The 20,628-nt window shown below is 61.8% G+C and carries 25 protein-coding genes; 12 read left to right on the plus strand and 13 right to left on the minus strand.

Going from position 1 to position 20,628, the window contains the following annotated elements; genetic code table 11:
- Nucleotides 1-22: 22 nt before the first annotated feature.
- Nucleotides 23-1,315 carry a dihydroorotase gene (locus AC3WWH_RS06715; protein ID WP_058329337.1) on the minus strand — a complete coding sequence of 431 codons (1,293 nt, stop codon included), beginning with the start codon at nt 1,313-1,315 and terminating at the stop codon, nt 23-25.
- Nucleotides 1,312-2,253: an aspartate carbamoyltransferase catalytic subunit gene (locus tag AC3WWH_RS06720; RefSeq protein WP_057252282.1), complete on the minus strand. Its 942-nt coding sequence runs from the start codon at nt 2,251-2,253 to the stop codon at nt 1,312-1,314. The genes AC3WWH_RS06715 and AC3WWH_RS06720 overlap by 4 nt, the downstream gene beginning before the upstream one ends.
- A 157-nt stretch (nt 2,254-2,410) precedes the next feature.
- On the opposite strand from AC3WWH_RS06720, the gene AC3WWH_RS06725 reads away from it, so the two are divergent.
- On the plus strand, nt 2,411-4,063 hold the full coding sequence (locus tag AC3WWH_RS06725; protein WP_057252281.1) for an acyl-CoA dehydrogenase family protein: 1,653 nt from the start codon (nt 2,411-2,413) through the stop codon (nt 4,061-4,063).
- 4 nt (nt 4,064-4,067) lie between these two features.
- Here the strand turns inward: AC3WWH_RS06725 and AC3WWH_RS06730 are convergent, their stop codons facing one another.
- On the minus strand, nt 4,068-5,003 hold the full coding sequence (locus AC3WWH_RS06730; protein ID WP_058321476.1) for an AEC family transporter: 936 nt from the start codon (nt 5,001-5,003) through the stop codon (nt 4,068-4,070).
- Between the two features lie 31 nt (nt 5,004-5,034).
- On the minus strand, nt 5,035-5,250 hold the full coding sequence (locus AC3WWH_RS06735; RefSeq protein ID WP_156433040.1) for a hypothetical protein: 216 nt from the start codon (nt 5,248-5,250) through the stop codon (nt 5,035-5,037).
- A 126-nt stretch (nt 5,251-5,376) separates the two neighbouring features.
- On the opposite strand from AC3WWH_RS06735, the gene AC3WWH_RS06740 reads away from it, so the two are divergent.
- Nucleotides 5,377-5,718, plus strand: a complete 342-nt coding sequence (locus AC3WWH_RS06740; protein ID WP_058321475.1) for a DUF6105 family protein — start codon at nt 5,377-5,379, stop codon at nt 5,716-5,718.
- Here the strand turns inward: AC3WWH_RS06740 and ruvX are convergent.
- Nucleotides 5,664-6,149, minus strand: a complete 486-nt coding sequence (ruvX, locus tag AC3WWH_RS06745) for a Holliday junction resolvase RuvX (protein WP_058321474.1) — start codon at nt 6,147-6,149, stop codon at nt 5,664-5,666. The two genes, AC3WWH_RS06740 and ruvX, sit on opposite strands and share 55 nt — an antisense overlap.
- 81 nt (nt 6,150-6,230) lie before the next feature.
- On the opposite strand from ruvX, the gene AC3WWH_RS06750 reads away from it, so the two are divergent.
- The 4 genes from AC3WWH_RS06750 (at nt 6,231) to AC3WWH_RS06765 (ending at nt 9,376) form a co-directional block, all read left to right on the plus strand.
- A complete protein-coding gene (locus AC3WWH_RS06750; protein WP_058321473.1) occupies nt 6,231-6,935 on the plus strand; it encodes a metal-dependent hydrolase in 705 nt (234 codons plus the stop codon).
- A gap of 109 nt (nt 6,936-7,044) precedes the next feature.
- Nucleotides 7,045-7,332, plus strand: a complete 288-nt coding sequence (gene gatC, locus AC3WWH_RS06755) for an Asp-tRNA(Asn)/Glu-tRNA(Gln) amidotransferase subunit GatC (protein ID WP_057252276.1) — start codon at nt 7,045-7,047, stop codon at nt 7,330-7,332.
- 51 nt (nt 7,333-7,383) lie between these two features.
- Complete coding sequence (gene gatA, locus AC3WWH_RS06760; RefSeq protein WP_057252275.1) at nt 7,384-8,865, plus strand: Asp-tRNA(Asn)/Glu-tRNA(Gln) amidotransferase subunit GatA; 1,482 nt, start codon at nt 7,384-7,386, stop codon at nt 8,863-8,865.
- An 82-nt stretch (nt 8,866-8,947) separates the two neighbouring features.
- Nucleotides 8,948-9,376: a GNAT family N-acetyltransferase gene (locus AC3WWH_RS06765; RefSeq protein WP_058321472.1), complete on the plus strand. Its 429-nt coding sequence runs from the start codon at nt 8,948-8,950 to the stop codon at nt 9,374-9,376.
- A gap of 213 nt (nt 9,377-9,589) precedes the next feature.
- Here AC3WWH_RS06765 and AC3WWH_RS06770 read toward each other — a convergent pair whose 3' ends face one another.
- Entirely contained in the window at nt 9,590-9,844 is a 255-nt protein-coding gene (locus AC3WWH_RS06770) for a YjhX family toxin (protein WP_058321471.1), read from the minus strand.
- 179 nt (nt 9,845-10,023) lie between these two features.
- Nucleotides 10,024-10,332 carry a DUF1294 domain-containing protein gene (locus tag AC3WWH_RS06775; RefSeq protein WP_058321470.1) on the minus strand — a complete coding sequence of 103 codons (309 nt, stop codon included), beginning with the start codon at nt 10,330-10,332 and terminating at the stop codon, nt 10,024-10,026.
- A gap of 159 nt (nt 10,333-10,491) precedes the next feature.
- Between AC3WWH_RS06775 and gatB the strand changes: the two genes are divergently transcribed.
- The 5 genes from gatB to AC3WWH_RS06800 all read left to right on the plus strand — a co-directional run bounded on the left by gatB (nt 10,492) and on the right by AC3WWH_RS06800 (nt 14,165).
- Nucleotides 10,492-11,994: an Asp-tRNA(Asn)/Glu-tRNA(Gln) amidotransferase subunit GatB gene (gene gatB, locus AC3WWH_RS06780; protein WP_058321533.1), complete on the plus strand. Its 1,503-nt coding sequence runs from the start codon at nt 10,492-10,494 to the stop codon at nt 11,992-11,994.
- Nucleotides 11,995-11,997: 3 nt separating this feature from the next.
- Nucleotides 11,998-12,498: a GNAT family N-acetyltransferase gene (locus AC3WWH_RS06785; protein WP_058321469.1), complete on the plus strand. Its 501-nt coding sequence runs from the start codon at nt 11,998-12,000 to the stop codon at nt 12,496-12,498.
- A 114-nt stretch (nt 12,499-12,612) separates the two neighbouring features.
- On the plus strand, nt 12,613-13,083 hold the full coding sequence (locus tag AC3WWH_RS06790) for a GNAT family N-acetyltransferase (protein ID WP_093232281.1): 471 nt from the start codon (nt 12,613-12,615) through the stop codon (nt 13,081-13,083).
- 108 nt (nt 13,084-13,191) lie between these two features.
- The gene (locus AC3WWH_RS06795; protein ID WP_058321468.1) at nt 13,192-13,587 is read left to right on the plus strand and encodes an NADH:ubiquinone oxidoreductase subunit NDUFA12; all 396 of its coding nucleotides are present in this window, start codon (nt 13,192-13,194) and stop codon (nt 13,585-13,587) included.
- A 125-nt stretch (nt 13,588-13,712) separates the two neighbouring features.
- A complete protein-coding gene (locus AC3WWH_RS06800) occupies nt 13,713-14,165 on the plus strand; it encodes a DUF2155 domain-containing protein (protein WP_057252269.1) in 453 nt (150 codons plus the stop codon).
- Between the two features lie 68 nt (nt 14,166-14,233).
- Here the strand turns inward: AC3WWH_RS06800 and AC3WWH_RS06805 are convergent, their stop codons facing one another.
- From AC3WWH_RS06805 to AC3WWH_RS06830, 6 genes are all read right to left on the minus strand, one after another.
- Nucleotides 14,234-15,163: a DUF2167 domain-containing protein gene (locus AC3WWH_RS06805; RefSeq protein ID WP_058321532.1), complete on the minus strand. Its 930-nt coding sequence runs from the start codon at nt 15,161-15,163 to the stop codon at nt 14,234-14,236.
- Nucleotides 15,164-15,351: 188 nt separating this feature from the next.
- Nucleotides 15,352-15,966 carry a leucyl/phenylalanyl-tRNA--protein transferase gene (aat, locus tag AC3WWH_RS06810; protein ID WP_057252268.1) on the minus strand — a complete coding sequence of 205 codons (615 nt, stop codon included), beginning with the start codon at nt 15,964-15,966 and terminating at the stop codon, nt 15,352-15,354.
- Between the two features lie 10 nt (nt 15,967-15,976).
- Nucleotides 15,977-17,320, minus strand: coding sequence for an acetyl-CoA carboxylase biotin carboxylase subunit (gene accC / locus AC3WWH_RS06815; RefSeq protein ID WP_057252267.1), 1,344 nt, complete (start codon nt 17,318-17,320; stop codon nt 15,977-15,979).
- 12 nt (nt 17,321-17,332) lie between these two features.
- Nucleotides 17,333-17,818, minus strand: coding sequence for an acetyl-CoA carboxylase biotin carboxyl carrier protein (gene accB, locus AC3WWH_RS06820; RefSeq protein ID WP_057252266.1), 486 nt, complete (start codon nt 17,816-17,818; stop codon nt 17,333-17,335).
- 25 nt (nt 17,819-17,843) lie between these two features.
- On the minus strand, nt 17,844-18,290 hold the full coding sequence (gene aroQ / locus AC3WWH_RS06825; protein ID WP_058321467.1) for a type II 3-dehydroquinate dehydratase: 447 nt from the start codon (nt 18,288-18,290) through the stop codon (nt 17,844-17,846).
- 106 nt (nt 18,291-18,396) lie between these two features.
- Entirely contained in the window at nt 18,397-19,164 is a 768-nt protein-coding gene (locus tag AC3WWH_RS06830; RefSeq protein ID WP_057252264.1) for a DsbA family protein, read from the minus strand.
- Nucleotides 19,165-19,398: 234 nt separating this feature from the next.
- Here AC3WWH_RS06830 and AC3WWH_RS06835 point away from each other — a divergent pair, with 234 nt between their 5' ends.
- The gene (locus AC3WWH_RS06835) at nt 19,399-20,556 is read left to right on the plus strand and encodes a pyridoxal phosphate-dependent aminotransferase (RefSeq protein ID WP_093232283.1); all 1,158 of its coding nucleotides are present in this window, start codon (nt 19,399-19,401) and stop codon (nt 20,554-20,556) included.
- The last annotated feature ends 72 nt before the right edge of the window (nt 20,557-20,628 follow it).

Genomic DNA, 20,628 nt, shown 5'->3' on the forward strand with positions numbered 1-20,628 from the left:
CTCCCGCGCGACCGCTTTGGGCTTATGCGGAATGCACAAGCTTGCCGGCAACATAGGTTTGCACAACCCGGCCGGTAAAGCGTGCATTTTCAAACGGCGTGTTCTTGGAGCGCGAGACGATCGCTTCCTTGTAGAGCACCCACGGCTCGTCGAGGTCGAGGACCGCGATATCGGCCTTTGCGCCCGGCTTCAGCGTGCCTGCGTCGAGACCGAAGATCGCCGCCGGGCGGGTCGACATGGCATCGATCAGGCGCATCAGTGGAACCTGGCCGCTGTGGTACAGCCGAAGAGCGGCCGCTGCCAGCGTTTCAAGGCCGATCGCACCGTCGGCAGCGTCGGCAAACGGCAGGCGTTTGGTGTCGACGTCCTGCGGGTCATGCGAGGAGACGATGATGTCGATCGTGCCGTCGGCCAGCGCCTCGGCCATGGCCACCCGGTCGTCTTCGCTGCGAAGGGGCGGCGAAAGCTTGAAGAAGGTGCGGTACTCGCCGATGTCGTTTTCGTTGAGCGCCAGATTGTTGATCGAGATGCCGCAGGTGACGTTGGCGCCGCGCTGGCGTGCTGCACGAATGGCCTCAGCCGATTCGGGAACCGAGATTTGGGCGGCGTGGTAGGCGGCCTTCGTCAGGCCGGCGATGCGCAGGTCGCGCTCAAGCGGGATGATCTCGGATTCGCGCGGGATCCCGGCAAGGCCGAGCCAGCTTGCGAGCAGGCCCTCGTGCATGACGCCGTTGGCGCCGAGATACTTGTCGCGGGTCTCAAGAGAGATGACGGCGCCGAATTCGCGCGCGTAGGTCATGGCCCGGCGCAGAACCAGCGTGTCGTGGATCGACCGTCGGCCATTGGTGAAGCAGACGGCGCCGGCTTCGCGCAGCAGGCCGAATTCGGTCATCTCTTCCCCGGCCAGTCCCTTGGTCAGGGCCGCGGCAGGATGGACATTGACGAGGGCCTTGTCGCGCGCCGTCTTCTTTACGTACTCGACCAGCGCGATATCGTCGATCACAGGATCCGTGTCGGGCATCGCAATGAAGGTGGTGACGCCACCGACCGCTGCTGCGCGCGACGCGGATTCGAAGGTTTCGCGATGTTCGCTGCCCGGTTCGCCGACGAACACGCGGGCATCGACGAGGCCGGGAACGGCGGTCAGGCCATCGCAGTCCTTGACGAAGGCGCCATCGGGCGCGCCCTGGTTCTGTGCATCCGCGCCGGCGGCCAGGATGCGGCCGTCGTTTCCGACGATGACAGTGCCGACCTCGTCAAGGCTGCGCGAGGGATCGACGATGCGGAGGTTCTTCAGAACGAGTGGTCTGGTCATAGGCGCGGCCCCTGGTTCTGCGAGAGAAGCAGCGTTTCCATCACCGCCATGCGTACGGCAACGCCCATCTCGACCTGCTGTTCGATCACGCTCTGCGGGCCGTCGGCGATTTCCGAGGCGATCTCGACGCCGCGGTTCATCGGCCCGGGGTGCATGACGAGCGCATCGTCCTTGGCCGCCTTCAGCTTCTGCGCATCGAGCCCGTAGTAGTGGAAGTATTCGCGCACCGAAGGCACGAAAGAGCCGGCCATGCGCTCGCGCTGGAGGCGCAGCATCATGACGACATCCGCATCCTTCAGGCCCTCGGCCATCGAGTGATAGACCTCGACGCCCATTTCGGCGATCCCCGAGGGAAGCAACGTCGCCGGAGCGACGACGCGCACGCGGGCGCCCATCTGGTTCAGGAGCAGGATGTTGGAGCGCGCCACGCGCGAGTGCAGCACGTCGCCGCAGATCGCCACGATGATGCGCGAGAGCTTACCCTTGGCGCGGCGGATCGTCAGCGCGTCGAGCAGGGCCTGGGTTGGGTGCTCGTGCTGACCGTCGCCGGCATTGACGACGGAGCAGGAGACTTTCTGTGCCAGGAGAGCGGCGGCACCGGCCGAGGAATGGCGCACCACCAGCACATCCGGGTGCATGGCGTTCAGCGTCATCGCCGTATCGATCAGCGTTTCGCCCTTTTTCACCGAGGAATTGCCGACCGACATGTTCATGACGTCGGCGCCAAGCCGCTTGCCGGCGAGCTCAAACGAAGACTGCGTACGCGTCGAGGCTTCGAAGAAGAGGTTGATCTGCGTCAGCCCCCGCAGCGTCGAGGTCTTTTTCTCTCTTTGACGGGAGATTTGGACGGCTTCATCGGCGCGATCGAGCAGATAGGTGATATCCTGCTCCGTGAGCCCCTTGATGCCGAGCAGGTGGCGATGCGGGAAAGTGATCATGGGCCGCCCTTGCGCTCTGGAAATGTGGTCGCTCTATAAGACTTGGCCCCCGGTACGGCAAGGCTTGGGCGTCACCGTCCGCAGAAAACTTGCAACGGCCATCCTATCTTTTTCGCGCCCCGTTCCGTGGTCGAGAAACTTGCGCTAGAACCGGCCCATGAATCAGATGAACCGGACTGAACAGAAACTCGCCGAGCTGAACCAGCCCAAGCCCTGGTCCGGTGTCAACGCCTATCGCTCCGATCCGCTCGTGGTGGATATCACCTCGTCGATGAGCAAGACGCTGCGCGACGAATTCGATGTGCTCGGCCGTTACGTCACCTCGCCAGAAGCGCAGGAACTGGCGCGCATGGCGAATGAAGGTCCGCCGAAGCTGAAGACGCATGGTCCGCGCGGCGAGCGTCTCGATGTCGTCGAGTTCCACCCGGCCTGGCATGCGCTGATGCGCCGCTCAATGTCGTCGGGCCTCCATGCGTCGGCCTGGGAAAACCTGGCTGACGAGCGCAACCAGTCGCACAAGACACGCGCCATCCGCTTCTATCTGACGGCGCAGCTGGAATGCGGCCATCTCTGCCCGCTGACGATGACGAGCGCGTCGCTTGCCGCGATCACCGCGTCTCCGGCGGTGCAGAAGGAATGGGCGCCGAAGATCCTGTCGCGCAAATACGACTCGACGAACCGTCCCTGGATGCAGAAGTCGGCCGTCACCGTCGGTATGGGCATGACCGAGAAGCAGGGCGGTACCGATGTCCGCGCCAATACCTCGACGGCCGAGCGTGTAGGCGAGGGCATCTATCGGTTGAATGGCCACAAGTGGTTCATGTCGGCACCGATGAGCGACGCCTTCGTCATGCTGGCGCAGACCCGCGAGGGCCTTGCCTGTTTCCTCGTGCCGCGTCTTCTGGAAGACGGCAGCGCCAACGGCCTGCGCTTCCAGCGGTTGAAGGACAAGCTCGGCAACCGCTCCAACGCTTCGTCGGAGGTCGAGTTCTCCGACACGTTCGGTTTCATCCTCGGCGCTCCGGACGCCGGCATCCGGACGATCCTCGACATGGTCACGCTGACGCGCCTCGACTGCGCGTTGGCATCCGCAGGCATGATGCGTGCCTCGCTTGCCGAAGCCGTGCACCACACCCGCGGCCGCAAGGTCTTCGGCAAGCCGCTCGTGAGCCAGCCGATGATGACGCGCGTGCTTGCCGACATGGCGCTCGATGTGGCGGCGGCAAGCGCCCTTTCGTTCCGTCTGGCTGAAGCGTTCGACAAGGCCCGCAACAGCCCTGAAGACGCGGCCTATGCGCGGATCATGACGCCTGTTGCCAAGTACTGGGCCTGCAAGATCGCCCCGGCACTGATTTACGAGGCGATGGAGTGCCTTGGCGGCAACGGCTATGTGGAAGAGCGCGCGCTGGCGCGCCATTACCGCGAAGCACCTGTCAACGCTATCTGGGAAGGGTCCGGCAACGTCATGGCGCTGGACGTGCTGCGCGTACTCGCCAAGGGCAAGGACCTCTTCGAGCAGCTCTTCGTCGTTTTGGCGCGCGATCTCGGACCAGCCGGCCGCAAGACGATCGACGTGTTGCGCGCCGCCATGTCGCTCTGCGAACGGGACGAGGGTGCTGCGCGCATGCTGGTCGAGCAATTGGCGCTCGCCGCCGCAGCAGCAGAACTCTACCGTCTCGGTGCCGGCCGCATCGCCGACGCTTTCCTCGAATCGCGCCTGGCTGCCGGATGGCGCTCGACCTACGGCATGCTCGATTCGCGCTTCGATTCCGCCTACATTCTCGATCTTCTCTATCCCCCTGCGGCGTAAGACGTCAGCCCTCTGCGGCGTATGCCGTCAGGTAGAGGACGAGTGGTATCGTGAAGAACGAGACGACCGTCTGGACGGTTGCGACCGCCGCATAGAGTTCGGCGTCGCCATCCATCTGCTTGGCGAGCAGATAGCCGTTCATCGCCGTCGGCACGGCCGCGCCAAGCGCGATGACCAGCAGGGCGTCCCCCCGAATGCCGAGCAGATAGCTCGCGCTCACCATGAAGACCGGCATGACGATCAACTTGAGGAAGACCGCGAGCAGCGCCGTCGCGCTCGGCTTCAGCGCATCGGAAGCGCGCAAACCTGCCCCGACCATCACCAGCCCGAGGCTGAGCGAGGCGCTTGCCAGCATCTCGATCGTGGTCATCACGGGGCCGTAGATCTTCAGTCCGACCAGGTTGACGAGAATGCCGAGCACCGAGGCGACGATCAGCGGATTGGTGGCGATCTTTGCGAAGAAGCGCCTGAAGTCACGATTGCCCCCGCCGAACCAGACCAGCACGCCGATATTGTAGAGATTGATGGGGATGATCACGAGCGTCATCACCAGCGCGGTCAGCGTCAGGCCGATTGGGCCGTAAAGCTTCTGCGCAATTGCCAGCGCCATGAAGCCGTTCCAGCGTGTTGCCGTCTGGAAGACTGAGGTGAACGAGGCGCCGGACACGTGCCGGTCTCGCAGCACTGGCCAGAGGAGCAGCACGAAGGCCGACATCAGGCTGACGCTGCCGATTGTCGCGATGGCCGTCGCGTCGGCTTTCAACCCGGCAAAGTCTGCCTGGGCAAGCGTCGAGAACAGCAGGGCAGGGAACAGGATGAAGTAGCCGAACTGCTCGAGCCCGAGCCAAAGGCTCTGGTCGACGAATGTCGAGCGTTTGAGCCAGACGCCGAGCAGAACCAGCAGGAAGATCGGGAGGATGCTTTCAAAGACGACGGTCATGGAGGAGGACCTGCGAGGGGGAGGGATACCGCTACCCGAATTTTGCAGAGACCGGAATGGGCTTGCAGCTTTGTGGTGAATGATCGGGCGCAACCGCAAGCGTGAGCGCAAGAAAACCTAGCTTGTGAAAATTAACCTTAACAAATGGTTTACGTTGCACGCCTTGCCTGTAGGGGCGAAATTGACCAGGAATTTCAACAGATCCGGAATGGAGCGGTTCGGTGAGAGCTGGTCTTTTGATCATCATGATGATGTTTTTCGCCGGACTGGCGCTGGATATTGCGGTCCCAACGGTGGCCCTGCTTGCCTTGTTGCTGGCAGACCGCGCCATATATCCGCTAGTCTACCGCCGCATCTCGGAAAGGGGAGCCGCATGAAGTGGTTTCTAATCCTTTGGGCCTGCCCGGTCATGTTCCTCACGTCGTGGTATGGTCTCTCCTATTACGACATGAGCTTCGGCTTCTTCATGCTGACGCGGCAGACCCATGATCTCGTGTTCCAGGTCTACGGCAATGTCCTCGGCATTCCGCCAGAGACGATCCCGCCGCTCGTCGCCCGTGCGATCGTCTTCGATAGTTTTGTGGTTTTTGCCATTATCGGCTTTCGCAAGCGCCGTGAGATCGCAGCCTGGTATCGCCGTCGTTTCGGTGCCGGCGTAGCTCAGTCCGAAAGGCCGTCCCTCGCGAGCGAAGCCAGTCTGTCGAGCGCGCCCTGAAGAATGAAGGAGGCGGCGGCCGAATCGATGCGTTCGGCCCGCTTCCGTCGCGACACATCCATCTCGATCAGCACGCGCTCGGCCGCAACGGTCGAAAGCCTTTCATCCCAGAAGATGAAAGGCAGTGGCGTCTTTTGCTCCATATTGCGCACGAAGGCGCGGGTCGCCTGACAACGCGGTCCCTCGCTGCCGTCCATGTTGACGGGCAGGCCGATGACGAAGGCTGCGACCTTTTCCTTTCCTGCCACTGACAACAGGGCTTCCGCGTCCACCCCGAACTTGACCCGGCGGATCACCTCGCGGGGTGTCGCGAAACGGCGACCGAGATCGGAGACCGAAAGACCGATCGTCTTGGTGCCAAGGTCGAGCCCGGCGATCGCCTGGTTCTGTTGAAGCTGGGATGCCAGCTGTTCGATGGTGAGAATTGCCATGTCGGTATCGATTCGATCTTTGCGCGGAGGGCTGTCTGTTCCATATGCTGTTCCGACACGCAAATCATCAGGGAGATCGTCATGAAGATCAAATGGCTCGGTCATGCCGCCTTTCACATCGAAACGGCAAAGTCCAAAATCCTCATCGACCCCTTCTTCACCGGCAACCCCGCCTTCCGGGACGAAGATCGCAGGGACGCGACCGCCGGGCTCACCCACATCCTCCTGACCCATGGTCACGGCGACCACGTCGGCGATACGATTGCGATCGCCAAGGAGACCGGTGCGACCGTGGTCGCCAATGCCGATCTCGCTACCTGGCTCGGGCGGCATGGCGTCAAGGCGCTCGAAATGGGAAATACCGGCGGCACGATCAACCTCGGTGCGTTTTCAACGACCTTCGTCAACGCGCTCCATTCCTCGGCGCAACTCACCGAGGACGGCGTTTCCCATTCGCTTGGCAATGCCAATGGGTTGGTACTGCATTTCGAGGATGAGCCGACGCTCTACCACATGGGCGACACGGATATCTTTTCCGACATGGCGCTGATCAACGAATTGCACCAGCCGGAGATCGGCATCGTGCCGATCGGCGACCGTTTCACCATGGGCGGCGCGGTGGCGGCACTCGCCTGCCAGCGCTTTTTCAAGTTCTCGACGGCGATCCCCTGCCATTACGGCTCGTTCCCGATCATCGACCAGACCCCCGCGACCTTCGTTGCCGGCATGGAAAGTGCATCCACCAAGGTGGAGACACCGTACGTCGGCGTCGTCGTCGAGGTCTGATGTTGCGCCGGGCCTTTTGACGAGAGGTCCGGTACTCCGGCAATTCCCCCGTTGCGTGGCTCGCCGTGCGCCATTATAGCGGGGGAAGTTCCAGTTACCGGAGACGATCATGTCCGTAGACCTTGCCACCGTGAAGCGCGTTGCGCGCCTTGCCCGTATCGCCGTCAGCGAAGAGGAAGCCGAGCGGATGATGGGCGAGCTCAATGGCATCCTCGGTTTTGTCGAACAGCTCTCCGAAGTTAATGTCGATGGCGTCGAGCCGATGACCTCGGTCACGCCGATGGAGATGAAGAAGCGGACGGACATCGTGTCGGACGGCAACAAGGCCGACGATATCGTTGCCAATGCGCCGAATTCCGATCGCAATTTCTTCCTCGTTCCGAAGGTGGTCGAGTAACCAGACCCCCTGCCGCCCCGACGTTCCCGATTGCGAAAGCCCGATTTCATCATGACCGACCTTATCAGCCTCACGATTGCCGAAGCCCGCGCGAAACTCGCCGCCAAGGAAATCACCGCCGTCGAACTGACGGATGCCTATATCGGCGCGATCGATGCCGCCAATGAGGCGATCAATGCCTACATCGCCGTAACGCCGGACAAGGCGCGCGAGATGGCGAAGGCCTCGGACGCGCGTATCGCCGCCGGCAAGGCCGGTGCGCTCGAAGGCATCCCGCTCGGCATCAAGGATCTCTTCGGCACCGAGGGCGTGCACACGCAGGCCTGCAGCCATATCCTCGACGGTTTTGCGCCGCGTTACGAATCGACCGTGACGCAGAACCTCTGGAACGACGGCGCCGTCATGCTCGGCAAGCTGAACATGGACGAATTCGCCATGGGCTCGTCGAACGAGACCTCCTACTACGGTGCCGTGAAGAACCCGTGGCGCGCCAAGGGCTCCAATCTCGACCTCGTTCCGGGCGGCTCGTCCGGCGGTTCGGCTGCAGCCGTCGCTGCGCATCTCTGCGCCGGTGCCACGGCGACCGATACTGGCGGTTCCATCCGCCAGCCGGCCGCCTTTACCGGCACCGTCGGCATCAAGCCGACCTATGGCCGCTGCTCGCGCTGGGGCGTCGTCGCCTTCGCCTCGTCGCTCGATCAGGCCGGCCCGATCGCCCGTGACGTGCGCGATGCCGCGATCCTCTTGAAGTCGATGGCAAGCGTCGACACCAAGGATACGACCTCGGTCGATCTGCCGGTGCCGGATTACGAAGCTTCCATCGGCAAGTCGGTCAAGGGCATGAAGATCGGCATTCCCCGGGAATACCGCGTCGACGGCATGCCCGAGGAGATCGAGGCGCTCTGGCAGCAGGGCATTGCCTGGCTGAAGGACGCCGGCGCCGAGATCGTCGACATCACCCTGCCGCACACGAAGTATGCGCTGCCGGCCTATTACATCGTCGCTCCGGCCGAAGCTTCCTCGAACCTCGCCCGCTATGACGGCGTGCGCTACGGCCTGCGCGTCGACGGCAAGGACATCGTCGACATGTACGAGAAGACCCGCGCCGCCGGTTTCGGCCAGGAGGTCAAGCGCCGCATCATGATCGGCACCTACGTGCTTTCGGCCGGCTATTACGACGCCTATTATCTGCAGGCGCAGAAAGTCCGCACGCTGATCAAGCGCGACTTCGAACTGGCCTTCCATGCCGGTGTCGATGCGATCCTGACGCCTGCCACGCCGTCCTCCGCCTTCGGCATTGCCGACGAGGACCTGGCGTCCGATCCGGTCAAGATGTACCTGAACGATATCTTCACGGTAACGGTCAACATGGCTGGTCTTCCCGGCATTGCCGTTCCCGGCGGCCTCGACCACAAGGGTCTGCCGCTTGGTCTCCAACTGATCGGCAAGCCGTTTGAGGAAGAGACGCTGTTCAAGACGGCGCATATCATCGAACAGGCCGCCGGTCGCTTCACGCCCACCAAGTGGTGGTAAGGCTTTGATGGCGGTGCCGGGCCGGCACCGCCACTGTTTCTGAAGGCGATCAGTCACTCTTGTCGCGGAAGGAGCCCGCGTCATGCCCGCCATCCGTCATGCCCGCGCCGGCGATGTCGACCGGCTGACGGCGATCGGTCTCGCCGCTTGGCAATCCGCCATTGCCGGTCTTGCCGATGGTGAGAGAATGCGGCGTGTGGCAGAAGCCTCGTTTTTCCGTTTTCTTTCCGATCACTGGTTGTCTGTTTTACTGATCGAAGCCGAAGGCGGCATTCGCGGTTGGGTGGCGCGAGAGGACTTCGACAACGCGATATCCGACCTGTGGATCGAGCCGGCGGTCCAGGGCAGGGGCCACGGCGCTTTGCTGCTCGGCGAGATCGAGCGTCGCATCGTTGCGGACGGGTTCGATGTCGCCACCACCAAGACCCATGCGCGCAACGACCGAGCCGTGACCTTCTTCCGCAACCGCGGCTACGGGGTGAGTTGGCTTTCCACCGCCTACGCCCCGTAACTCGACAGTGATGTCGAGTTTATCGGTCTGAGCAAAGTCCTCACCGAGCAAAACTAGAACCGCCCACCCTGCGCATATCCGTGCACGGCTGCCATCCGGAAATGCGCGGTTTCCGGTGTTTGACGTTAGGGGAGGCTTTTCGTTGCTTCTCCTTGCGTGAAGCGCCGGCGATACCGGACATCATTCGATGTCCGGTATCGCCGTTTCAGCCGCTCAGCGGTTGTTGAGTTCGGAGCGCACCAGCTGCAAACCGCGTTCCGTGATGCGATAGGGATTTCCGCCGGAAGACGATATCGCCTTCTTGCGCTTCAGTTTGCGGAAAAGGTCCAGGTCGAAGCCGGGGTAGACCCAGCCGTCACGGGTGAAGCAGCGGATCTCGGTGATCGCTTTGCTTTCGCGAATGATTTCGATGCGGCCGCCCTGGGCCAAATGATGAAGAATGCGCTGTTCTGCGCGCGAGATGTCCATTGTCTGAATGTTCCGGAAAAGCGTTCGGAAGAACGCAGGAAAACGTTCCGCAAATCACTGGGAAAGCGGGGTGACGTTTCCGGCCCGTGCGCGCAATCAAAGGAAGATTGCGGGGACGGGCCCTTACCGGGACTCAGGCGAATACGAGAACATCAAAACTCCAGAAAGACGGTGCTTTCCTAGAAGACGTTCGCGAGCGCGTCAAGGTGCCCCTGCAACGCCAGGGTGCCGATCACCGCGGCCGCCACCTGAAAAACGATGATGAGCGCCAGCCGAGTTCGGAATGGTTCCTTGCGCGTCTTGTGGCGAAATATGTGCCGGGCAGCCATCGCCCCTGGACTTCCGCCGAGAAAAGCAATCGTCAGCAGCGTCTGTTCGCTGACGCGCCAACGGCCCGCGCGCGCCGCCCGTTTGTCAAACCAGAACAGCCCGAAACTTAAGGTGTTGATGAGGGCTGCGAACGATATCAGTGCGGTGGTGGTCGACATCGGCAAATCTTGGCGCAAGGGTGCTAAACGATGGTTAAGCGGCGCTCCTAACGCGCGGCTGTCCGGAGATGGTGGCTGCATGCTGCCGAACAACTTGCACCGGCGGACCAATTGTTCTACCGAGAAACCAAGAATTCAGGCTTCAAAGAAGAGCATGATATGAGCATTGTCGACGTCCGCACCCCCGATCCGAAACGCTTCATCCCCGGCGCCACCGGCGACTGGGAAGTCATCATCGGCATGGAAGTCCATGCCCAGGTGCTTTCCAATTCGAAGCTGTTCTCGGGTGCCTCGACGGAGTTCGGCAATGCGCCGAATGCCAACGTTTCGCTGGTCGACGCCGCCATGCCCGGCATGCTGCCCGTCATCAACGAGGAATGCGTGAAGCAGGCGGTGCGCACCGGTCTCGGCCTCAAGGCCGCAATCAACAAGCGCTCGATCTTCGACCGCAAGAACTATTTCTATCCGGACCTGCCGCAGGGCTATCAGATCTCCCAGTTCAAGGATCCGATCGTCGGCGAGGGCAAGATCATGATTTCCGTTGGCCCTGATCGCCAGGGCCAGTTCGAGGACGTCGAGATCGGCATCGAGCGGCTGCATCTCGAGCAGGATGCCGGCAAGTCGATGCACGACCAGCATCCGTCCATGTCCTATGTCGACCTCAACCGTTCGGGCGTGGCGCTGATGGAGATCGTCTCCAAGCCGGACATGCGTTCGTCGGATGAGGCCAAAGCCTATATGACGAAGCTGCGCTCGATCGTGCGCTACCTCGGCACCTGCGACGGCAACATGGACGAAGGTTCCATGCGCGCCGACGTCAACGTTTCCGTGCGCCGTCCGGGCGAGGGTTTCGGCACCCGTTGCGAGATCAAGAACGTCAACTCAATCCGCTTCATCGGCCAGGCAATCGAGTACGAGGCGCGCCGCCAGATCGGCATCCTCGAAGATGGTGGCTCTATCGATCAGGAAACCCGCCTGTTCGATCCGAACAAGGGCGAGACCCGTTCGATGCGCTCCAAGGAAGACGCGCACGACTACCGTTACTTCCCGGACCCGGACCTGTTGCCGCTGGAGTTCGACGATGCTTTCGTTGAAGCGTTGAAGGCCGATCTGCCGGAATTGCCCGACGACAAGAAGGACCGGTTCGTTCGAGACCTCGGCCTTTCGGTCTACGATGCCTCGGTGCTCGTTTCCGAAAAGTCGATCGCGGACTACTTCGAGGCTGTAGCCGAAGGACGCGATGGCAAGATCGCCGCGAACTGGGTCATCAACGACCTGCTCGGCGCCTTGAACAAAGCCGGCAAAGCCATTGAAGAGACTCCCGTTTCCCCGGCTCAGCTCGGCGGCATCATCGATCTCATCAAGGCCGAGACCATCTCGGGCAAGATCGCCAAGGACCTCTTCGAGATCATCTGGAACGAAGGTGGCGACCCGGCCCAGATCGTCGAAACGCGCGGCATGAAGCAGGTGACGGACACCGGCGCCATCGAAAAGGCAGTCGACGAGATCATCGCCGCCAACCCCGATCAGGTTGCCAAGGTCCAGGCCAAGCCCTCGCTTGCCGGCTGGTTCGTCGGTCAGGTGATGAAGGCGACGGGCGGCAAAGCCAACCCGCAGGCCGTGCAGGCCCTCGTGAAGGCCAAACTCGGCATCGAGGAATAAGCGATGTTCTTCGTGCGGACGGCCAGCGAGCGTGATCTCGAAAAGGTTCGCGCCCTGCTGGTCGGGACGTGGCATGCGACCTACGACACCTTCTATGGCGTCGAGAAGGTCAACGAACTGACGGAGCGCTGGCATTCGCTGCCGGCGCTGAAAGCGCGGGTCGCGCGCAAGAACGCCGAGTTCCTGGTCGCAGATGACGGTCGCCAGATCGGCGGCATGGGTTTTGCGGCCATGTCCGACACGCAAGCCAAGACTGCCGTGCTGCATCAGCTCTATGTGCTGTCGAAGTTCCAGCGGCAGGGCATCGGCCGCGACATCTTCGCCGAGCTCGAAACCTGCTTCCCGGATGCCGAGCGCATGCGCGTCGAAGTCGAGCCGCAGAACCTGCACGCGCTTGCCTTCTATCGAACGCATGGCTTCGCCGAGGTCGGTGAGACGGCCAACCATGGTGACGAGCAATCCGGTCTGCCGGCGATCATCCTGGAAAAGCGGCTTCTCGGCTAAGTGCAAGTCCTGGCAGCTCCCTGTGGATAACTTCATCGGGGGCGGCTCTGTCATGAAACCTTTGCACTGCAGTGCTTGGTCCGCCGTCGATGAACGAAGCGAGCCGAGGGAACCATGGACGCGATAGCCGAACTCTTGATCCGCAAGGCCGAGCGCGAAGATCTGTCCGCCATCGTGGCACTCTTTGCCGATGATCAGCTCGGTGGTCATGGCGATACGACCGCTCCGGAAGCCTTCGGAGACTACGTCGCCGCCTTCGAACAAATCGAAGCCTCGTCGCTGCAGACACTCTTTGTCGCGGTTCTTGCCCGGGAGATCGTCGGTACCTTTCAGACGGCGCTGCATACGTCGCTTTCCGGTCGCGGCAGCTCGAGCCTGATCGTCGAAGCGGTTCAGACGCGCGAGGATATGCGTGGCCGTGGGATCGGCGAACGCATGATGCGCCACGCGATCGCCGAGGCTCGCGACCGAGGAGCGAAGAAGGTCCGGCTGACGTCCAATGCTGTGCGCACCGACGCGCACCGTTTCTACGAGCGGCTCGGCTTCACGCGCAGTCACTTCGGCTTCCTCATGCCGTTGAAATGACGGCCTTTGCCTCGGAATCACTGGACAAGCCATGAGCGGCGGGGCATAAGCGGGAACATAGTTTTGGTATCTGGCCGCCTTCCCAACGGCCGGTCAAGGACGGCATCCATGAAGCTCCTGCTGCAGATTTTCACCTGGTGGAACGAACAGACGATCGGAACGCGCTTTCACACCTGGCGCCATGGTCAACGGGTCGGTCAAGACGAACTCGGCAATGTCTACTATCAGGGCGGCAAGGACTCAGAAGGCCGCACCCGCCGCTGGGTGATCTACAATGGCTATGCCGAAGCCTCCGCCATTCCGGCCGGCTGGCACGGCTGGATGCATCACCGGACCGACGTCTCGCCGGCCGATGAGAAATACACGCCGCGCGAATGGCAGAAGCCGCATCGCGCGAACCCGACCGGCACGGCCGGTGCCTACCGCCCGCAGGGCTCGATTGCTTCCACCGGCAAGCGTCCGCGCGTGACCGGCGACTACGACGCCTGGACGCCGGGCTCCTGAATTATCTGTTCTCAGAGACGACGACGGGCCGCGGAATGGGTTCCTCGATCACGGCGCGGCCACAATTGATGGTTAGCGCCTGAAATCCATCGACGATGAACAGGGCACGCGGGAGACAGGCGACAATGGCAGGTTCTGATCTGCGCAAAGCAATCGGCCAAGGAGCACGGCGGTTGGGCTTGTCCCTGCTTGCCGGTTTGCCGCTGATCGCCTCGGCGGGAGCCGTTGACGCGGCGCGCCTCTCCAATGCCGTCGCTGTCTTCTCCGGCATCGACAAGATCACCGGCCGCATCACCACCTTCGACGTCTATATCGGCGAGACGGTCCAGTTCGGCGCCCTCCAGGTGACACCGCGCGTCTGCTACAGCCGCGATGATACCGAAGCGCAAAAGATCACGACCTTTGTCGAGGTCGAGGAAATCACGCTCGACCGCAAGATCCGCCGCATCTTCACCGGATGGATGTTTGCCGACAGCCCGGGCCTGAACGCCGTCGAGCACCCGGTCTATGATGTCTGGCTGCAGTCCTGCAAGGCGACGTCCGATCTGCCGCCGCCGGATACCGCGGCGAAGCAGTAGGTCGCTGAGGCTGCCGGACATAAAAGCGGCAGCCTACCCGTAATCCAGCTACCCTCATCACCTTGGCGCTATGCGCTTGGCGGTTCCTTGCGGCCGAACAGGCCCTTGAAGAAACGCATGGCCGCAGCGCCTGCAATTACGATCAGCACGCCGCCCTTTTTCAAGAAGGCTAGCGCAACGGCAAGCAAGCCGGCCTTGGCGGCAACCTTGGCGCCGGCGCCGGCTGCAATAAGGCCCGCCATGCCATAGGCCGCGACGGCATCGCCCTCCTTAAAGTCTGCGTAAGCCTGCCCGGCGTCGAACTGCACCATGCCTGTAACACCCGGCAGTCCCGACTTGATTTCGTCGAGCTGCTCCAGCCCCGAAACAAAGTTCATCTGCAGCACGCCTTCGCGGCTGAGGATGCGAACAGAATAGTTCAGGGTATGGGGCGCGTTTGGATCCTTGCCGAAGATCAGGTCGCGTGCCCAATGCATCGTGTGCGTTGCCAGATCGTAATGGGGAGGGGAGGCCCAGCCGACCAGCGTGATCGGATCGTAGCCCTGCTTCTCGCGCTCGATGTTGTTTTCGGCAGACGCTTCCTTCAGCTGTGCCAGCAGTTCGGTAAAATCGGTGGTCAGCGCATCCGCATCCGAGACGTAACCGTCCTTCAGGTAATCGATGACCGATCCCCAGGCTTTGTCGGCGTCAGGCGCATACTTGGCGGGAAACACCATGCCGAGATGACCCTCGGCAGAGCCCGGAGGATTGCCCCACAGGTCGACAAGGACCTTCTTTGTGTCGGCAGGATCGAGGAAATAGAACTCCGCTGGAATATCGAGCTGCGCCTGGGCGGCGGGCAGTGAGACCTTGCCCTGCTTGAAATCAAGCGACCCGACGATGGCCGAGTACTCAGGCGACAGGTTCGGCTCGCTGCCGAACATCTCGCGATATGTCTTTGCTTCCGCAGCCGTGCTGGAAGCCATGAAAACCGACAATGCCAATATAAACTTGTTCATCCAAGTGCCCTCGAAAACGTTCGAACTGTGGATGAACATATGAACGAAGTACATCTCCAGGTGGAGATATCCAACGAAGAGTATCTAGAGCATCCCGCTCTCTCAAGTGGAGCCACTGGAAGCGGGAAGATGCTCTACATTCAAAGTGCCAGAGCGTCCTTTGTGCGTTCACTTGAACGCACGGCGCTCTAGAACGAAAGGTCTGGCGAGTTCATCGCGTTGCCGAGCATGATCTCGTACTCGGCTTTCGGCACGTCGACCGCACCGAAGGATTTCAGATGCTCGGTCGTGAACTGGGTGTCCAGCAGCTCAAAGCCTCGGGCACGCAGGCGCTGCACCAGATGCACAAGGCAGATCTTTGAGGCGTCGGTGCGCCTTGAAAACATGCTTTCGCCGAAAAATGCCGAGCCGAGCGAGACACCGTAGAGGCCGCCGACCAACAGGTCGTCCTCCCAGGCCTCGACGCTGTGGGCGTAACCCATCGTGTGCAGCGTTGCGTAGAGGGTGCGGATCTTGTTGTTGATCCAGGTCGTCGGGCGGTCAGGGGCCGGGGCGGCGCAGCCTTCCATCACCGCCTCGAAGGCGGTGTTGAAGCGGATGTCGAAGGGTTTTCGGCGGATCGTCTTGGCGAGGCTGCGGGAGACGTGAAAGTCCGTGAGCGGGATAACGCCGCGAATTTCGGGCTCGACCCAGAAAAGCTCGGGGTCATCGGCCGAATCGGCCATAGGGAACAGGCCGATCGAATAGGCGCGCAGCAGCATGTCCGGTGTAATGTCGGGCTGCTTGCTGCGCGTCCCTTTCAATGTACGGTCCTTACTCGGACGTGGCGGCCAGATGCTTTTCCAGCCAATGGATATCGTAGTCGCCGTTGGCAATATCCTGATTATTGATCAGGTCCTGGAACAACGGAAGCGTGGTCTTGATGCCATCGATGACAAATTCATCAAGCACACGGCGCAGACGCATCATGCATTCGACGCGGGTACGCCCGTGCACGATCAGCTTGCCGATCAAGCTGTCGTAGTACGGCGGGATGCGGTAGCCCTGATAGGCGCCCGAATCGACACGTACGCCAAGACCGCCCGGAGCATGGAAATGCGTGATCGTGCCCGGGGAGGGGACGAAGGTGCGCGGGTCCTCGGCGTTGATGCGGCACTCGATGGCGTGTCCGGAGAACACGATGTCTTCCTGCTTGACCGAAAGACCGCCGCCGGAGGCGACGCGGATCTGCTCATGCACGAGGTCGATGCCGGTGATCGCTTCGGTGATCGGATGCTCGACCTGAAGACGGGTGTTCATTTCGATGAAATAGAACTCGCCGTTTTCGTAGAGGAACTCGATCGTGCCGGCGCCGCGGTACTTCAGCTTCTTCATCGCGTCGGCGCAGACCTGGCCGATCTTCATGCGCTGGTCGACGTTGAGGGCTGGGGAGTTTGCTTCTTCCCAAACCTTCTGGTGACGACGCTGCAGCGAGCAATCGCGTTCGCCGAGGTGCACCGCGTTGCCGGCACCATCGCCAACGATCTGGATCTCGATGTGGCGCGGCTTGCCGAGGTACTTTTCCATGTAGACGGCGTCGTTGCCGAAGGCAGCAAGCGCCTCGGCGCGGGCAGTCGAGACGGCTTCTTCGAGGTCAGCCTCGGAGCGAGCGACCTTCATGCCGCGGCCACCGCCGCCGGCTGTTGCCTTGATCAGCACCGGGAAGCCGATCTTGCGGGCGACTTCAAGCGCGTTTTCCGGCTTCACTTCGCCATCGGAACCCGGAACGACCGGGATGCCAAGCTCCTGCGCCGTCTTCTTGGCGGTGATCTTGTCGCCCATGATGCGGATGTGCTCCGCCGTCGGGCCGATGAAGGTGATGTCGTGCGCTTCCAGGATTTCGGCGAACTTGGCGTTTTCCGACAGGAAGCCGTAGCCCGGGTGCACGGCATCGGCGCCGGTGATTTCGCAGGCAGCGACGATCTGGTGAATGTTCAGATAGCTATCGCGCGAAGGCGGCGGGCCAATGCAGACGCTCTCGTCGGCGAGGCGCACATGCATGGCGTCAGCGTCGGCCGTGGAATGAACGGCAACCGTAGCAATGCCGAGCTCCTTGCAGGCTCTGAGCACGCGAAGGGCGATTTCGCCGCGATTGGCAATGAGAATTTTCGAGATCATCGCCACGCCGCCTTATTCGATTACGATCAGCGGTTCGCCATATTCGACGGGGGCTGCGTCCTGGACGAAGATCTCGGTGACCTTGCCCGAGCGCGGAGCCGGGATCTGGTTCATCGTCTTCATGGCTTCGATGATCAGGATCGTCTGGCCTTCCTTGACGGTGGCGCCGACTTCAACGAAGGGGCGGGCGCCCGGTGCCGGAGACAGATAGGCGGTGCCGACCATCGGTGCGGTCACGGCGTTCTTCGATGCGCGGGCGCTCTCGGCGGCGGGAGCGGCGACAGCGTTTGCAGGGGCAACCGCTGCGGCTGCGGCAGGGAACTGGTAGGCCGGCATCTGCGGCATGGCCATCGGCATTGCAACCGGCGTGCCGTTGCGCGAGACGCGAATGCGCAAGTCGTCCTGCTCGACTTCGATCTCGGTCAGATCGGTGTCCTTGAGAATGTTGGCGAGATCGCGGATCAGCGCCTGGTCGATACCTGGTTTCTTGTCAGCCATGGAATATGAGCCTCTTGTGTTCTTTTTATTTCGACGGATGTGTCAGGTTCTTTAGCGCATGCAGCGCAAGAATGTAACTCTGGGCACCGAAGCCGCAGATGACGCCTTTGACAGCCGGCGCGATCATCGACTTGTGACGGAATTCCTCGCGCGCATGGATGTTCGAGAGGTGGAGTTCGACGACTGGAATGCCGATGGCGCGGATGGCGTCGTGAAGTGCGATCGACGTATGGCCGTATGCCGCCGGATTGATCGCCACGCCGGCGGCGACGCTGCCGGCTTCATGCAGCCAGTCGACCAGCGTGCCCTCATGGTTCGATTGGCGGAAATCGACCTCGAAACCGAGCGTCTTGCCCTCCGCCTTGCACATGGCCTCGATATCGGCGAGCGTCTGGCCGCCATAAATACCCGGTTCGCGCTTGCCCAGCGCATTCAGGTTGGGGCCGTTCAGCACGAAAATGGTCGATGGCATAAGGGATTCCGGTCCGGTGATGGAGGGTTACCTATAGACTGATGGTCCCGCGAGGAAAAGCCCTTTGGGCCCCCGCGGGATTTGTCCACAGTCATGGGAAGGTTTGTCAGCAGGCCGTCTTGCCGCATTCGCGCATATTGGAGACCTTGCCCTCGATCTCTTCGGCGCCGACGGCACCAAAGACCGCTTCGTTACCGATGACATAGGACGGTGTGCCGGTGATGCCGAGGTCGTTGGCAAGCCCATAGGCCTCGCGCACGGCCGCATCATGCGGCTCCTTTTCCATCTTGGCGCGCAGGTCCTTCTCCGAGACGCCAAGCTTTGCGGCAACTGCAATTGCGGTCTCTTCCGTGGCACGATCTTCGCCGCCGAGCAGCGCACGATGGAAGTCGCCGTACTTTTCCGGAGCGACCAGGCGGAAGGCGGCGCTCACCTTGTGGGCGGCAAGCGAATCCGGACCGAGGATCGGCAGTTCCTTCAGCACGAAACGGACGTTCTTGTCCTTGGCGAGGATGTCATCCATGTCGGAGAGGGCGCGTTTGCAATAGCCGCAATTGTAGTCATAGAACTCGACGATGGTGACGTCGCCCTTGGGATTGCCAAGGACCATGTCATAGTCGGAGTTGAAGATCGCCTTCTTGTTCTCGGTGATCGCGCTCTCGGCAGCTTCCTGCTGTTTGGCGCGCTGTTTCGTCGTCAGCGCCTCCTGGACTTCAAGCATGATCTCCGGATTGGCGATCAGGTACTCCTTGATGAAGGCGCCGATCTCTTCCTTCTGCTTCGCGTCGAGCGCAAACGCGCTTTGCGGCAGGCTGACCCCGGCCACGAGCGCTGCGAGCGTCCCGGCGGCAATCATCTTGGTGCTGAAATTCATTTCTACCTCGTTGTCCTTGCGTGTCCTGTGTGTCGTTCATCCCCCGTCGTCACGTCAACCGGCAGTTCTGAAAGACAACAGGATTCCTCGTATCCGCAATATGCTGGCAGCATAGGGTGGGTGCCGCGGAAACGAAACGGCAAAATCGGCGGAAATACGGCACTCGCGGACTTGTGAAGGTCAATTTCATCGGGCAAAGGGGCTGGAGAACAGCCGCTTATCGAGGATTTTCCGTTGGTAGACTTGTCAAAACGCAGCGCCGTCGAACCTTTTCACGCGATGGATGTGCTGGCGGAGGCGACCCGCCGCCGTGATGCCGGCCACCCGGTGATCTCGATGGCCGTCGGGCAGCCTGCCCACCCGGCGCCGCAGGCGGCTCTCGAAGCTGCGCGCAACGCACTCCAACATGGGCGCCTTGGCTATACCGACGCACTCGGCACTCTGTCGCTGCGAACCGCGATCGCCCGCCACTACGAGAAGCGCCACGGTATCGCGCTCGATCCGCAGCGGGTGGCAGTCACCACGGGATCGTCCGCCGGCTTCAATCTCGCCTTCCTTGCGCTCTTTGATCCTGGCGATTGCGTCGCCATCGCGCGGCCCGGCTATCCGGCCTACCGCAACATCCTCGCCGCTCTCGGCCTGACAGTGGTCGAGGTCGAGGCCAATGCCGAGACCGGCTTCACGCTGACGCCGGAAAGCCTGAAGCGGGCCGCTGCAAAGGTCGGCCGGCCGCTGAAGGGCGTATTGCTGGCAAGCCCAGCGAACCCGACCGGCACCGTGACGGGGAGGGCCGGCCTCAAAGCGCTGGCCGACTATTGCCGCGCGGAGAAGATCGCGTTCATTTCGGACGAGATCTATCACGGGCTGACCTTTGCCGGCGAAGAGGCGAGCACGCTGGAGGTTGCCGACGAAGTGATCGTCATCAACTCCTTCTCGAAATATTACTGCATGACCGGCTGGCGCATCGGCTGGATGGTGTTGCCGGCCGATAAGGTGCGGGGCTTCGAGCGCATCGCCCAGAGCCTTTACATTTCGCCGCCGGAACTGTCGCAGATCGCCGCTGAAGCGGCGCTTGACGCGCATGAGGAACTCGACCGCTACAAGGCTGCCTATGCGGTCAATCGGGACATGCTGCTGAAGCGCCTACCGGAGATCGGCTTCTCGATCGCTTCGCCGATGGACGGTGCCTTCTATGCCTATGCGGATGTCAGCCGCTTTACCAATGACAGCATGGCCTTTGCCCGGCGGATGCTCGCCGAGATCAATGTCGCGGCAACGCCGGGATTCGACTTCGATCCGTTGGAAGGGCATCGCACCATGCGCTTTTCCTATGCCGGCGCGGAGGCTGACATGGTCGAGGCAATGGAGCGGATAGCGCGCTGGCTTGCCTGATTGCCCGGCGGAATGGGCAGGGGAGCGAAGACGCCCCGTCTGCTGTGACTATCACCCGTAAAAGAAAAGGCC

This window comes from Ensifer sp. EB106-03-01-XG145, from assembly GCF_058792075.1.